The sequence below is a fragment of the Mesorhizobium sp. WSM4850 genome (genome assembly GCF_055811735.1).
Map to the genome: position 1 here is coordinate 486,253 of NZ_JBVVPV010000002.1, position 14,854 is coordinate 501,106.

General features: G+C 62.7%; 12 protein-coding genes. 8 read left to right on the forward strand and 4 right to left on the reverse strand.

The window, feature by feature from the left end; translation table 11 throughout:
* The first annotated feature begins 22 nt into the window (after positions 1–22).
* The gene (locus tag AC0L2Z_RS05375; protein WP_473515169.1) at positions 23–1,132 is read left to right on the forward strand and encodes a TRAP transporter substrate-binding protein; all 1,110 of its coding nucleotides are present in this window, start codon (positions 23–25) and stop codon (positions 1,130–1,132) included.
* 60 nt (positions 1,133–1,192) lie between these two features.
* On the opposite strand, the gene AC0L2Z_RS05380 is transcribed toward AC0L2Z_RS05375, so the two are convergent.
* The 4 genes from AC0L2Z_RS05380 to AC0L2Z_RS05395 form a co-directional block, all read right to left on the reverse strand.
* Positions 1,193–2,215 carry a zinc-dependent alcohol dehydrogenase family protein gene (locus tag AC0L2Z_RS05380; RefSeq protein WP_473626978.1) on the reverse strand — a complete coding sequence of 341 codons (1,023 nt, stop codon included), beginning with the start codon at positions 2,213–2,215 and terminating at the stop codon, positions 1,193–1,195.
* Between the two features lie 19 nt (positions 2,216–2,234).
* Positions 2,235–4,007, reverse strand: a complete 1,773-nt coding sequence (locus tag AC0L2Z_RS05385; RefSeq protein WP_473626979.1) for a TRAP transporter large permease — start codon at positions 4,005–4,007, stop codon at positions 2,235–2,237.
* A complete protein-coding gene (locus tag AC0L2Z_RS05390; protein WP_473515166.1) occupies positions 4,004–4,588 on the reverse strand; it encodes a TRAP transporter small permease subunit in 585 nt (194 codons plus the stop codon). Before AC0L2Z_RS05390 ends, AC0L2Z_RS05385 begins: the two co-directional genes overlap by 4 nt.
* A gap of 274 nt (positions 4,589–4,862) precedes the next feature.
* Complete coding sequence (locus AC0L2Z_RS05395) at positions 4,863–5,768, reverse strand: branched-chain amino acid ABC transporter permease (protein ID WP_473626980.1); 906 nt, start codon at positions 5,766–5,768, stop codon at positions 4,863–4,865.
* A 100-nt stretch (positions 5,769–5,868) separates the two neighbouring features.
* On the opposite strand from AC0L2Z_RS05395, the gene AC0L2Z_RS05400 reads away from it, so the two are divergent.
* The 7 genes from AC0L2Z_RS05400 (at position 5,869) to AC0L2Z_RS05430 (ending at position 14,784) form a co-directional block, all read left to right on the forward strand.
* The gene (locus tag AC0L2Z_RS05400; protein ID WP_473626981.1) at positions 5,869–6,477 is read left to right on the forward strand and encodes a CGNR zinc finger domain-containing protein; all 609 of its coding nucleotides are present in this window, start codon (positions 5,869–5,871) and stop codon (positions 6,475–6,477) included.
* On the forward strand, positions 6,470–7,009 hold the full coding sequence (locus tag AC0L2Z_RS05405; RefSeq protein WP_473515164.1) for a hypothetical protein: 540 nt from the start codon (positions 6,470–6,472) through the stop codon (positions 7,007–7,009). The genes AC0L2Z_RS05400 and AC0L2Z_RS05405 overlap by 8 nt, the downstream gene beginning before the upstream one ends.
* Positions 7,010–7,229: 220 nt before the next feature.
* A complete protein-coding gene (locus tag AC0L2Z_RS05410; RefSeq protein ID WP_473626983.1) occupies positions 7,230–10,709 on the forward strand; it encodes an indolepyruvate ferredoxin oxidoreductase family protein in 3,480 nt (1,159 codons plus the stop codon).
* Between the two features lie 132 nt (positions 10,710–10,841).
* Entirely contained in the window at positions 10,842–13,154 is a 2,313-nt protein-coding gene (locus AC0L2Z_RS05415; RefSeq protein WP_473626984.1) for a putative bifunctional diguanylate cyclase/phosphodiesterase, read from the forward strand.
* 147 nt (positions 13,155–13,301) lie between these two features.
* Complete coding sequence (locus tag AC0L2Z_RS05420) at positions 13,302–14,081, forward strand: N-acyl amino acid synthase FeeM domain-containing protein (protein ID WP_473626986.1); 780 nt, start codon at positions 13,302–13,304, stop codon at positions 14,079–14,081.
* A gap of 128 nt (positions 14,082–14,209) precedes the next feature.
* Positions 14,210–14,359, forward strand: a complete 150-nt coding sequence (locus tag AC0L2Z_RS05425) for a DUF3096 domain-containing protein (RefSeq protein ID WP_023796799.1) — start codon at positions 14,210–14,212, stop codon at positions 14,357–14,359.
* 200 nt (positions 14,360–14,559) lie between these two features.
* Positions 14,560–14,784, forward strand: a complete 225-nt coding sequence (locus tag AC0L2Z_RS05430; RefSeq protein WP_023796798.1) for an aa3-type cytochrome c oxidase subunit IV — start codon at positions 14,560–14,562, stop codon at positions 14,782–14,784.
* Positions 14,785–14,854: the final 70 nt, after the last annotated feature.

Sequence of the window (14,854 nt, forward strand, 5' to 3'; positions counted from 1 at the left end):
TTGATCCAATAGGGAGGACTTCATGGATCGTCGATCATTCATCCGCAAGGCCGGCGTGACCGGTGTCGGCGCTGCGGCGGCTACGGCGGCGCTTGCCGCGCCGGCTATCGCCCAAACCAACCCGAAAGTGACATGGCGCCTTGCGTCCTCCTTCCCGAAGTCCCTCGATACGATCTATGGTGGCGCCGAGGTCTTTTCCAGGATGCTCTCGGAGGCGACCGACGGCAACTTCCAGGTGCAGGTCTTCGCTGCCGGTGAACTGGTGCCCGGCCTGCAGGTCGCGGATGCCACCACCGCCGGCACCGTCGAGGCCTGCCATACGGTGGCATATTATTATTGGGGCAAGGACCCGACCTGGGCTTTGGGTGCCGCGGTTCCGTTCTCGCTCAACGCGCGCGGCATCAATGCCTGGCACTACCACGGCGGCGGCATCGACCTGTTCAACGAGTTTCTCGCCACGCAGGGCCTTTTTGGCTTGCCCGGTGGCAATACCGGCGTGCAGATGGGCGGCTGGTTCCGCAAGGAAATCAACACCGTCGCCGACCTTTCCGGCCTCAAGATGCGCATCGGTGGCTTTGCCGGCAAAGTGGTGCAAAGGCTCGGCGTCGTGCCGCAGCAGATCGCCGGCGGCGACATCTATCCTGCGCTGGAAAAAGGCACCATCGACGCCGCCGAATGGGTCGGCCCTTATGACGATGAGAAGCTCGGCTTCTACAAGGTCGCTCCCAATTATTATTATCCTGGCTGGTGGGAAGGCGGGCCGACCGTCCATCTGATGTTCAACAAGGCAAAATACGAGGAGCTTTCGCCGGCCTACAAGGCGCTGGTGCGCACCGCCGCGCAGGCCGCCGACGCCAACATGCTGCAGAAATACGACTTTCTGAATCCGGCGGCCGTCAGGCGGCTGGTGTCAGCGGGCGCCAAATTGCGTCCGTTCAGCCCGGAAATCCTGGCAGCCTGCTTCGAAAAGGCAAACGAGGTCTATGCCGAGATGGAAGCCTCAAACGCGCCGTTCAAGAAGATATGGGACTCGATCAAGGCGTTCCGAAAGGAGCACTATCTCTGGGCGCAGGTGGCCGAGTACAATTACGACACCTTCATGATGGTCCAGCAGCGCTCCGCCAAACTCTGACAACAGTTCGGCGCCACGCGTTCTTCGGACGCGTGGCGCCGAAGCGCTTTGATTTGCTGATCAGCGCGGCACCACCAGCACCTTGACCTCGCCTGGCGCAGGCGGATTGGCGATCACCGCAGCCGCCTCCTCAAGCGTCACCTGGCGGGAGATGAGCTTGTCGATCTCGATCGCACCCGAGGCGATGAGATCGGCAGCCCGGCGATGCGTAAACGGATTGAGGAACGAGCCCAGCACCCTCAATTCCCGGAACAACAGGTCGAAAGGCTCGAATTCGGCCTTCATGCCTTGAGGCATCACGCCGACGACGACAACCGTGCCACCGGCCCTGGCGAGCCGCATCGATTGCTCGACCGTGTCCCTTACGCCGGCACATTCGAACACCACATCGACGCCACCCGGCAGGAGGCCCGACGGACCGACGACCGTGTCGATGATGTCGCAAGCGGTTGGATCGGCCGTCGCTGTTGCGCCCAATTCTTCTGCAAGGGCACGCCGCGAGGCCTGACGCGTCGACAGGATGATTGTCGTCGCGCCGGCAAGCCTCGCCAGTTGCACGGTGAGCAGGCCGATCACGCCGCCGCCCAGCACGGCGACCGAGGAGCCGGGTCTGACCTGCGCCAGGTCCACGCCATGCAGGCAGCAGCCAAGCGGCTCGCAGAACGCGCCATGCGTCGGCCTCAGGTCGTTCGGGAGGAGGAAGGCCTGCGTGTGAGGCAGCACGACATATTCGGCGAAGCCGCCATCGCGGCGGATGCCGATGGCAACCAGATTATGACAGAGATTGATGCGACCGGCGTGGCAGTGCGGACAGCGCCCGCAGGCGATGTTGGGATCGCCGGTGACGCGATCGCCGACAGAAAAGCCGGACACGGCGGTTCCAATCGCCTCGACGATCCCGGAGAATTCATGTCCGAGCGTCACCGGCGGCGCACAGGGAAATTCGCCATGGAAAAGATGCCGGTCAGTGCCGCAGACGCCGCATGCCTCGATCCGCACCAGGAGATCGTCCGGCCCGGCCACGGGCTTGTCGACCTCCCGAAGGGCGATGCTGCCGACGCCCTCCAGCCGCACCGCTTTCATGTCTGTAGAGCCTCCGGCGTCAATTGAAACTCGGTGGCTGCGACAGATCGGGCGCTGGCGCTGCCGGCTTGGCAGCCGGCGTTTCACCGAAATTCGGCGGCTGCGACAGATCCGGTGAAGGCGCAGTCGGCGCCGTGCCGCCATCCGCAGGCGGAACGCCGAGCGGCGACAGGCTCGGCGTTTCCGGCACCTGGTAGTCGATCGTGCCCGGGTCCGCTGCCGTGCCCTTGTAGTGCATCACCATTTGCGGGAAGGCGATGGTCAAGCCGATCATGATCACCTGGATGCAAACGAAGGGCACCGCCCCCCAATAGATCTGGCCGGTGGTTACCGGCGCGATCTTTTTGCCGGTGAGGCGATCGAGATAGGGCACCCGGGCGGCGACCGAACGCAGGTAGAACAGCGCGAAGCCGAATGGCGGGTGCATGAAGCTGGTCTGCATGTTGACGCCGAGCAGCACGCCGAACCAGATCAGGTCGATACCGAGCTTGTCGGCGGCCGGCGCCAAGAGCGGCACGATGATGAAGGCGAGCTCGAAGAAATCGAGGAAGAAGGCGAGCAGGAAGACGAGGATGTTGACGCCGATCAGGAAGCCGATCTCGCCGCCCGGCAGCGATGTCAGGAGGTGTTCGACCCAGATATGGCCGTTGACGCCGTAGAAAGTGAGCGAGAACACGCGCGCGCCGATCAGGATGAACAGCACGAAGGAGGATAGCCGCGTCGTCGACGCCAGCGCCTGCTTGATCACGTCCAGCGACAGCCGCCCCTTCATCGCCGCCATGATCAGCGCGCCGACAGCGCCCATGGCGCCGCCTTCGGTCGGCGTCGCGATGCCGAGGAAGATGGTGCCCAACACCAGGAAGATGAGCGCCAGTGGCGGGATCAGCACGATGATCACCTGCTGCGCCAGCCGCGACATCATGTTGATCTTCAGGCGCTGGTCGGCGATTGCCACGACATAGATGAGGATCACGCCGATGGTGGCGCCGAGGATGTCGGCGTTTTGGCCCTGCGAGGGCGCCAGATAGCGATAGGCCGCGTAGGAAACCACGACTGCCGCCAGCACCGCGACCAGCAGCGACAGGACACCGTGGCCGAGGGTGCGGGCCTCCAGCGGCAGGGCCGGCATCGAGTTCGGCCTGACGATCGACATGATCACGATATACGTCGTGTAAAGGCCGGTCAGAACCATCCCCGGGATCAGCGCACCCGCATACATGTCGCCGACCGAGCGACCGAGCTGGTCGGCCAGAACGATCAGCACCAGCGACGGCGGAATGATCTGGGCGAGCGTGCCCGACGCGGCAATGACGCCGGACGCCACTCGGCGGTCATAGCCGTAGCGCAGCATGATCGGCAGCGAAATCAGGCCCATGGCGATGACGGAGGCGGCCACCACGCCCGTGGTTGCGGCAAGCAGCGCGCCGACGAAGATCACGGCATAGGCGAGGCCACCGCGGATCGGTCCGAACAATTGGCCGATCGTGTCGAGAAGGTCCTCGGCCATGCCCGATCGTTCGAGCACGATGCCCATGAAAGTGAAGAACGGGATGGCCAGCAGCGTGTCGTTCGACATTACCCGGCTGCCGTAGAAATTATCCGGCAGCGCGTGCAGCAGCGGCCAGGCGAGATTGATCGATCCGCCCGAATAGGGTGACAGCACAACACCGATGAAGAAGAACAGCAGGCCGTTGGCGGCGAGTGAGAAGGCGACCGGGTAGCCGATCAGCAGGAAGATGACCAGCGAGGCGAACATGATCGGCGCCATGTTCTGGGCGATGAACTCGATCACGAGCGCACCTCTTCGGCGAGCGCCTTCGCTTCGAGCTCGGCCTGTTCATGCACCGATATGAACGGTGTGGGATCGTCCATGTCGCCGCGCATGATGGCGATCTTCTTGATGATCTCCGAGATGCCCTGCAGCGCGAGCAGGAAAAAGCCGGCCAGCAGGATCGCCTTCGCCGGCCAGATGATCAGCCCGCCGGAATTGTTCGACATTTCGCCGCTGTGAAACGACAGTGACACATAGGGGACGAAATAGATCACCATCAGCGTCACGAACGGCATCAGGAAGAAGACATGGCCGAAAAGGTCGATCCAGTGCTGCACGCGGCGCGAGAACATGCCGTAGACGATGTCAATGCGGATATGGTCGTTCTGCTTAAGCGTGTAGGCAGCGGCCAGCATGAAGGCGGCGCCGAACAAATACCACTGCAATTCCAGCCACGCGTTCGACGACATGTCGAACGTCTTTCGGATGACTGCATTGGCGGCACTGACCAGGATTGCCAGCAGGATCAGCCACGACACCCATTTGCCGATGAACTCGTTCACACGGTCAATCGTTCTGGATAGAGTGAGAAGCCCTGCCATACATTCCTCCCTTTACGCTTCGGCCCGAAAATCGGTGTCGATTTTCGGAAAGCACGATGCGTGACTCAAAGTATTAGCGCCGCGCCGATTCCCGCTTGTTTTCCGCGGCTTCGATGTGGCCCAACGGTATGCCGTGCGTGGACCGGCGGGTCAACACAGGGCAGACCGAGTAAAACAAACTTGTGGCATGGGGAAGGGGCGAAACAGCCGCGGGAGGGATCATGCGCAAAAATCAAAGTGGCGTCTGCGGCCAGCGCTACCCAGGTTGGCGCAGTCAGACGATCTTGCTCTGGTCTCGCCCGGCGCCGATCAGCACCAGCATGGCGACGAGGAACAGATACATCCAGGCGTCGCGCCACTCGACCGGAAAATAGCCGGCCCACAGCGATTCGGCCATGCCGAAAGCGGCAGCGCCAAGTGCTGCCCGCAACGGCGAGAGATAGCCGCCCACCGCCGTCACGAACAGGATTTTCAGCCCGTAGACCAGGCCGGAGCCGAAGCTGATGTTGCCATAGTAGAGGCCGGCGAGGACACCGGCCAGCGCCGCGCAAAGGCCGCCGGCGAGCACCGCGTGCCGAAACACCGCGCGCACGTCGACGCCGCACAAGGCGGCGGCTTTGGGGTCGTCGGACACGGCGCGCCAGCGCCGGCCGAAGCTCGAGCGGGCGAACGCCCAGGAGGCGAGCACAATGGTTGCCACGACGATCCCGCAGTCGAGCAATTGGATAAGCGTCAGGGTGGCATTGAAGTTGGCCCCGTTCGCAAAAATGATGGGCTGGGCCAGCATTGGCGGCAGCCACAGATCATGCGTGTCAGCGGCGATGCGGCTTGCCTCCGACAGCAGCAGCAATATGCCCAGCGTCGTCACCACGATCGCATTGGGCGTGCGGTCGGCCAGCGGCTCGAAGATGCTGCGCGACAGGACATGGCTGATCAGCCCCGCATACAGGAACGCCGCGACAATACCGAGCGCGACGGCCGCGAACAGGGTCAGCCACAGGGCCTGATAGCCGAAGGCCGCGGTTAGGATCATCGTCTGTCCGCAAAAGGCGAACAGCGCCCCATAGGCGAGGTTCGTCCGGTGCAGGATGCCGTTGGTCAGCACATAGCCGAAGGCGAGCAGGGCATAGAGCGCGCCGGAATGCAGCCCGTTCAGCACCTGCTGGAAGAAATAGAGCATGCCAATGTCCTTGGATCGCGGAGAACCGCGTCCGTGCGGAGCAGATTTGCATCGGCAATCTAACTTGTCAAATGCAGCTTATCGGTTAGAAATGGCGCCCATGACGGTTTCCTGGACCCCGCACCGCTTCACTGGCGGCCTTCTTGCGCTCGATACGGCGAACACCGTCGTGCTGCGCGGCGATCCCCAGAAAACCTTCGACCGGTTCAAAGATCCGGCGGAGATCGCCCGTTTCGCCGACGCGGCGAGCGTCTTTCGCGACGCCGAGCTTGGCGGCAGGCGGCTCGAAGCGCCGTTCCCGGACAGGATCGCGCCGGTCGTGCTGGCGATCCGCGAGACGACCGACCGGCTGTTTCGTCGTGCAGTGTCAAGGGGCGCGGTCACCACAGGCGATCTGCCTGGCTTCCTGAAGGCCTGCGCCGAAGGCCTCGCAGACAGCCGCACCGAGATCGGTGCGCCGGGACGGCCGTTCGGCGATCCGGCGACGCCCATCGCCTTCGAGGCGGCACTGGCGGTTTCCGCACTGTCGCTGCTGCCGGCTGACACCGTCGCAAGGCTGAGGATCTGCCCCAATTGCAGCTGGTTGTTTCTTGACCGAAGCCGCAATTCCAGCCGCCGTTGGTGCGACATGGCGGTGTGCGGCAACCGCCAGAAGGCAAGTCGCCACTATCGCCGCCGAACGGCAGCCAGAGGGACCGCCAATGTCTAGGAAAATCTTGCGCCTGGCCGTTGTCGGCGCCTTTCTCGTGGCAGCGGCAACGCTCGGCGCCTGCCGCGATACCGGCAAGGACGGCGAAGGCAGATTGTTCGAGATTTCCGGCAAGCTGGTCGTCTTCAATTATCGCCTCGCAAGGGCGACCTTTGTCGTCACGTTGAGGCCGCTGCAGCCTATGGAGGAAGGACAGGTTGCCGTCGCCAGCTTCCAGAATCCGGCAGGCGGCGAGCCGCTGATCATCGAACAGAAAGTCTGGCCGAAGCTCGGCAAGGTGTCGCTGGAGAGTCCGGCGCTTTCCTGCATCGCTAGGGACAGGCCCTATGCGATATCGATCAGCATCAAGGATACCCAAGGTGCAGTCCTCCAGAAGATCGACACCACGCTGATGTCGACTCAGGACCAATCGGTCCTGCCCGACCGGCCGCTGGTCATCGATCAGCTCTATACGCCCAATCCAGAGCTTGCCGGTCATCCGGACGGTAAGCTGCCGGGCGCGCCCAAGCCCGACTGCTCGAAGGCCGGCTGACGCAACATCGCCGGTATCGGTCGCGGCCGGAATTTTCTTGGCGCTGACGAACCAATTGGTGAGCGTTTCTTACAGCATCGGGCGTGGACCGGATCGTTTGTTGCGCTTCGCCTGGCATCTTCGATTTTGTTTGACCTGCCCGGCAAGGGGAGAAACACTGCAGCCTCCAACTCAGACGTTGGCTGCGCTCGAACTGCGGCCTCCGCAGAGGAAATGCCTGATGACGCTGCATGATGTCGCGCTCGACGACAAGTTCGACCTGAGAAAGGAGCGCATCTTCCTTTCCGGCGCGCAGGCGGTCATTCGCATGCTTTTGATGCAGCGCGAGCGCGACCGCCGGGCTGGCCTGAACACCGCTGGCTTCGTCTCCGGCTATCGCGGCTCGCCGCTCGGCGGCCTCGACATGCAGCTTTGGAAGGCCAGGAAGCAGCTCGCCCAGTCGGACATCGTCTTCCAGCCCGGCCTCAACGAGGAACTCGCGGCCACCGCCTGCTGGGGATCGCAGCAGGCCGAATTGCTGGGCGAGGGCACGCATGACGGCGTCTTTTCGGTCTGGTACGGCAAGGGACCGGGCGTCGACCGCTCCGGCGACGTCTTCCGCCATGCCAATCTTGCCGGCTCGTCAAGGCATGGCGGCGTGCTCGCCCTGATGGGCGACGACCACATGGCCGAATCCTCGACCAACGCGCACGCGACCGAGTTCCTGTTTGTCGACACCATGGTGCCGATCCTCAATCCGGCCGGGGTCCAGGAGATCATCGACTATGGGCTCTATGGCATTGCCATGTCGCGCTTCGCCGGCACCTGGGCGGCGATCAAATGCGTCAAGGACAACATCGAATCGACGGCTTCGGTCGATGCCGCGCTCGAATGGCTTGATATCGTCGTCCCGGACTTCGACATGCCGCCCGGCGGCCTCAACATCCGCAACGAGATCGACATGCTCGGCCAGGAGGAGCGACTGCATGAATACAAGCGCGCCGCCGCTTCGGCCTTTATCCACGCCAACGGGCTGAATCGGATCGTCTATTCCGGCGGCAGTGGCCCGAAGCTTGGCATCGTCACCGTCGGCAAGAGCTATCTCGACGTTCGCCAGGCGCTGGAAGACATCGGCGTCGACGAAGCCGCCGCCAACCGCATCGGCATCAGGCTGTTCAAGGTTGGCTGCCCGTGGCCGCTCGACCTGCAGCACATCACCGACTTCGCTCGCGGCCTCGACACCATCGTCGTCGTCGAGGAGAAACGCTCGCTGATCGAGGTGCAACTGCGCGAGAACCTTTACGGCACCGCCATGCAGCCGGTCATCGTCGGCAAGAAGGACGAGCGCGGCGACGGGCTGTTCCCGGCCAAGGGCGCGCTCGATCCCAACGACATCGCCATCGCTCTCGGCGAGAGAATCTTGCGGACGATCGGTCCGTCGGACGAGATCGCCGCGCGGGTGGCAAAGCTTCGCCAGTTCCAGGCGATGCTCGCCGAGACAACAGACATTGCCTCGCGCACGCCCTTCTTCTGCTCCGGCTGTCCGCACAATTCCTCGACCAAGGTGCCCGACGGCTCGCTCGCCGCCGCTGGCATCGGCTGCCATTTCATGGCGCTGTGGATGGATCGCGACACCGTAGGTTTCACCGCCATGGGCGGTGAGGGCGCGCAATGGGTCGGCCAGGCGCCGTTCTCGAAGCGCGACCACATCTTCCAGAATCTCGGCGACGGCACCTACAACCACTCCGGCGCGCTGGCGATCCGCTTCGCGCTGTCGACCGACGCCAACATCACCTACAAGATCCTCTACAACGACGCCGTCGCGATGACCGGCGGCCAGCCGCACGAGGGTGGCCTGACCGTGGACATGATTGCCAGGCAGGTGCGGGCCGAGGGCGTCGGGCGGATCGCCATCGTCACCGACGAGCCGGCCAAATATACCGGCAAGGTCGAATTCCCCGCCGGCGCCACCATCCATCACCGCGACGACCTCGACCTCGTGCAGCGCGAATTGCGCGCGGTCAGAGGCACATCCGTGCTGATCTACGACCAGACCTGCGCCGCCGAAAAGCGCCGCCGCCGCAAGCGCGGCACCTTCCCCGATCCCGACAAGCGCGTCTTCATCAACGAACTGGTCTGCGAAGGCTGCGGCGATTGTGGGGTGCAGTCGAATTGTGTGTCGATCCAGCCGGTCGAGACCGAATTCGGCCGCAAGCGCAAGATCGATCAGTCGAGCTGCAACAAGGATTTCTCCTGCATCAACGGCTTCTGTCCGTCCTTCGTCACCGTGCATGGCGCCAAGATCAGGAAGGCCGAGGGTATGGCCGGCACCACCGATCCGCTCGACGGCGTTCCCGCGCCCGCGGAATTCCCGCTCGGCGACCAAGGCTGGGCGGCGATCATCGACGGCGTCGGCGGCACCGGCGTCGTCACCATCGGCGCGGTGCTTGGCATGGCGGCTCATCTCGAAGACAAGGGCTGCGGCATGATCGACATGGCCGGCCTTGCCCAGAAGGGCGGCTCGGTGTTCACCCATGTCCGCATCGCGCGCAGCCCGGACGATATCCATGCCATCCGCGTTTCGGCCGGCAAGGCAGACCTTGTGCTTGGCTGCGACCTCGTCGTGTCGGGCGCCCAAAAGGTGCTCGCCGCGGTGCGCGAAGGCCACACGATCTTCCTCGCCAACACCGCGGAGATCATGCCCGGCGAGTTTACCCGGTCGGCCGATTTCTCGCTGCCGGTTGAGCGGCTGAAAAAGGCGATCCGCACTGCCGCCGGCGACGACAAGGCGCATTTTTTTGATGCCACCCGCACCGCCACCGCGCTGTTCGGCAGCTCGCTCGGCGCCAACATGTTCATGCTCGGCTTCGCCTTTCAGCACGGCGGCTTGCCGCTGTCTGCCGAGGCAGTCGAAAAGGCGATCGAGCTCAACGGCCAGTCGGTGGCGATGAACGTCTCAGCCTTCCGCTGGGGCCGCCGCGCCGCCCACCAGCCGGATTTCGTGCGCGCCCTCGTCGTCCAGCCGGGCGCGGCTGCACAGAACACCGCTGTCGCCGAGACGCTCGATGACGTCATCGCCCGCCGCGTCGCCTTCCTCACCGCCTATCATAACGCCGCCTATGGCAAGCGCTATGCCGACAGAGTGGCCGTGCTGCGCAAGGCCGAAGCCAGCGTGGCGCCCGATTCGACTGATGTGACCGAAGCCGCCGCGAGAAACCTGTTCAAGCTGATGGCGATCAAGGACGAATACGAGGTGGCAAGGCTCTACACCGATGGCTCCTTTGCCGCTGAACTGGGCAAGCAGTTCCAGAGCTACGACAAACTCGAATTCCATCTCGCGCCGCCGATCATGGCCAGGCGCGGCAAGGACGGCAAGCCGAGGAAGTCGAGCTTCGGTCCCTGGATGATGAAGGGATTCCGCCTGCTGGCAGCGATGAAAGGCTTGCGCGGCACGGTCTTTGATGTGTTCGGCTACAGCTCCGAAAGGCGTATGGAACGGCAGCTTCTTGCGCAGTACGAGGCCGACCTGGAGCTTGTCGCCGGCGCGCTGGCGCCAGGCAAGGTCGAGGCCGCGGCAGCGCTTGCCTCGGTGCCGGCACTCATTCGCGGCTATGGTCACGTCAGGCGGGCCAGCGCCGAAAAGGCCGCCGGCGAGCGCCTGAGGCTGCTCGATCGTCTGGCGAAGACAGCGGCTCGGCCGGAACTCCAGGCCGCCGAGTGATCGATGTCTTGTTTACCTGAAGGGTAGCTTCCCTGGCGTTAGCCGACCTGATGGTGAGGCCCGGAACCGCCTCTCTAAATCTTTCTTAAGGCTGATGTGACACAGCTTGCCTCCCCAGGGTGGGACTCAGGCGTGAATCTGAAAAGAAAAAACGAGATCCCGGTCGACGTCTACATTCCGTTCGTGGAAACTCTGTTCCGCGACAGCCTGACGCTTTCGATTGGATTCTTTGCCCAAACCCTGCTGGTCGCCCTGGTCTACTGGAAGACCAGGGATCCGATCTACATTGCGGTGGTCGCCGGATTTCTGATCGTCGCATTTCTGCGCCTGCGCAACATCAGAAAATACCGCCACGCCCCGTCACCCAGGAATTGGGAGGAGGCGCGCCGCCGCGAAAATGATTACATTTTCTACGGCTCCATGCATGGTTTCATGCTGGGCGCCTTCTGTTTCGCCGGCATCTACTTGGCGCATGACAACTATGCCGAAATCGCCGCTGTCTGCGTTACGCTGGCGTCCGCCACGGCGATCGCCGGCCGCAATTACGGCTCCCCGAGGATGGTCATGATCTTCATCATGACCATGACGTGGTCGATCTCGCTGGGCTTTATCCTGCGTGGCGATGTCTACCATGTGATCCTCGGTCTGATGTCGGCTCCCTTCCTATTCGCGATCAAACGCTTCGCCGATGTGGTCAGGGAGGTGCTTTTCGCCGCCTTGTCCGAAGAGAAGAAGGCGAACCGCCTCGCCCAGCGCTTCAATCGGGCGCTGAACACCATGTCGCACGGGCTTGTCATGCTCGGCCCTGACGGCCGGGTGGTGGTGGCCAACGCCGAAGCCGCGCATCTGATGTCGCTCAAGTCGCCCGACGCGCTGCTCGGGCGATCGATCCACGGCCTGCTGATGCGCGGCGTTGCCGGCGGCATGCTGGCGCCGAAGGACTGCCGCTACATCGAAGCCCAGCTTACGCGCGCCCTGCGCGAGGGCCGCGACCGCAAGGTTCTCGTCTCGCTCGCGAACGGGCAGCACTATGAGTTCTCGGCGCGTGAGGGCAGCCAGGAACTGGGCGTCATCACCTTCGAGGATGTGACGGCCCGCGTCGAGGCAGAAGGCAAGATCCGCTTCATGGCGCGCTACGACAGCCTCACCGGCCTGCCCAACCGCGCCTATTTCCACGAGCTGATCGGAGAGGCTATGGCATCCGGTGACCTCGAGCGTCTCTGCGGGCTCGCCGTGCTCGACCTCGACGACTTCAAGAGCGTCAACGACACGCTTGGCCACCCGGTCGGCGACGGATTGATCTACGCCGTCGCGGAGCGGCTGGCAGCGATCGCCGGACCAGGCATCACCATCAGCCGTTTCGGCGGCGACGAGTTCATGGCCTTCTTCGACCGCGTTGAGGACGAGAGCCACCTGACCAGCCAAATCGACGGGATTTTCATTGAACTGCAGGGCGAGGTCGACGTCGCCGGCCACGGACTGCGTATCCAGGCCAGCGGTGGCGCGGTGCTGTCGCGGGTCAGGGATACCGATGTCGACGCCATGATCGTCAAGGCGGACCTGGCGCTCTACAAAGCCAAGGAACTCGGCAAGAACACCTGGCGGCTGTTCGAGGCATCGATGGATGCCGCTTTCCGCAATCGTCAGCTGATGAAGGCGGATCTGCGCACTGCGGTGGAAAGCAAGGGGTTGCGGGTGGTTTACCAGCCGATCGTGGCGATGAGCACGATGCGCATAGCCAGCTGCGAGGCGCTGTGCCGTTGGGACCACCCCGATCTCGGACCGATCTCGCCCAGCATCTTCATTCCGCTGGCGGAGGAAATGGGCATCATCTCCGAGATCAGCACCTTCGTCCTGCATGCGGCGTGCGTCGAATGCGCCAAATGGCCAGCACGGACCAGTGTCTCGGTCAATCTCTCGGCCAAGGACTTTCGCAACCGCGACGTTGTGCAAAAGGTTCGCGATGCGCTCGCCAGCTCCGGCCTCGCCGCCGGGCGCCTGGAGATCGAGGTCACCGAGACGGCGCTGCTCGACGACAAGTCGCTGACGCGTCAGTATATCGAGGAATTGAAGCGGCTTGGCGTGCGCATCGCGCTCGACGATTTCGGCACCGGCTATTCGAGCCTGAGTTATCTCCACAAACTGCCGCTCGACAAGATCAAGATCGACCGTTCATTCCTGATGGACGTCACCCAGAACAGCCGTTCGCTCGAACTGCTCAAGGGCATCGTCAATCTGTCACGGCCGCTGGGGCTTTCGGTGACTGTCGAGGGCGTCGAGACTTTCGAGCAGCTCAAGATCCTGGCCTTGCAGGTCAAGCCGGACCTGGTTCAGGGATTCCTGTTCGGCTCGGCGCTCAGCGCATCCGGCATCGAAACGATGGCGAGCACGGTCTGGCCCTTCGCCAAGGACATCAAGACGGCCAGCAAGGCGACGCATCGCTGAATTCTACCGAAAAAACTGGTACTTTAGTATAATTATGCCAATTGTTAACCTTAATAGCTGGTAAATGATCTCTATCTTTTTTTCATCTTTACATCATACGGCCCTGCCGTAGTGTTGATCGCGGCGGCAGTTGCGGGGAACGAGTTGATGATTGTCGAGTTGACTTCGCCTCGCCAGGCGGCGGGTGCGGGCGGGACTAATGCGTCTGACGATATGTCAGGCTTTGCCAAGAACGTCTCGGCGATGCTTGAGCGGACGGAATATCGCCGCTGCGACAAGGGCGAAGATCTCGAAGACATTTACAGGTTGCGCTACAAATCTTACCGTCTGAGCGATATGGTCCCGGAGAATCCCGACCATATTGTGCATGACGAGCTCGACGAAGCGGCCAATTGCTCCAAGTTCGGAATCTATATCGACGGCGTTCTGGTCAGTACGCTGCGTATTCACCATGCCTGCAGCGCCACGCCGCAGTCGCCTTCCACGACGGTTTATGGCGACATATTGCGCCCCATGCTGGCGTCTGGTCTGCATTTTGCCGATCCCAGCCGCTTTGCCGCCGATCCGGACTGGTCGCGGGTCTATCCGCAAATTCCGTATCTGACGCTGCGCCTCGCTGGCATGGCATGCTTCTACTTCGACGCGCCTTATTGTCTCTCCACCATCCGCCCGGAACATGCAGGCTTCTATCGTCGCATTTACTGTTCCGAGCAAATTGGCGAGTTGCGCAATTATCCGGGCCTGAATTACAAGGTCGTGCTCTACCGCGCCGACGTCAGCGCCATTCGCGAACGGTCTTTCTCCCGTTTCCCATTCTTTCGGTCGACGCCGATGGAGCAGCGCATGCTGTTTGAGACACCTGGTGCCGGTGAACTCGCGCCGCTGACCATTCTGCCGACCGCCAAATACTACCGCGAAGCCGCCTGACAGTTGGCAAATTTAAAGCGCGGCTGGAGCTTTCAGGCCGCTTCGGCGTTCTGGGAGGCGCGCCGGTGGTGCGTGGGCGACGTCAATCTGCGTCGCTTCGGCGGAAATTCTATAGAGAGGAACCCGACATGACCATTCCCACGCTCGCGCTCACTCCGTTGATCTCGCTGATTGCCGGCGTGCTGATCCTGGTGATGCCGCGACTCCTCAACTACATCGTCGCGCTCTATCTGATCGTCGTCGGCCTGCTTGGGCTGTTTCCGCAGCTCGCCGGCTGAAAATGTCGGCAGGCGCGGCGCGTTAGCCGGAAAGCAAGCGCGAGGGCGGCAGCCGCGAGCGCCTCCGAAACGACATCCTGCATCTGGCGGCTCCAATTTTCTTTTGAGGCTGTTGTCTCCAGCGATGCGGCAATAGCGCCATTGCCCTCGGCCTGGCTTTTCGCTATGTGCCTGAAAGATGTCTTCGAAGGGGTATTCCTATGGCTGATCACTCGCCGACCGGTCCTGTCGAACTAGGCGCGAAGATGGACTATGCCGAGCACGACCGCACCTATGCCGGCTTTATCATGCTCGCCAAATACGGGTCGCTGTTTTGCGCCGCCGTGCTTCTGGCAATGGCGTTCGGTTTCTTTGCGGGCGGCTTCTTCTCGGGCTTTGTCCTGTTCGTTCTGATCCTCGCCGTCGGCGCTTTCATTCTCCGGTAAATTCTTCAAAACCCCCTTGCCCGCGACATCGCCGGAAGTTCGGTCGGCGTCCTGCGCAGACAGGTTCCAG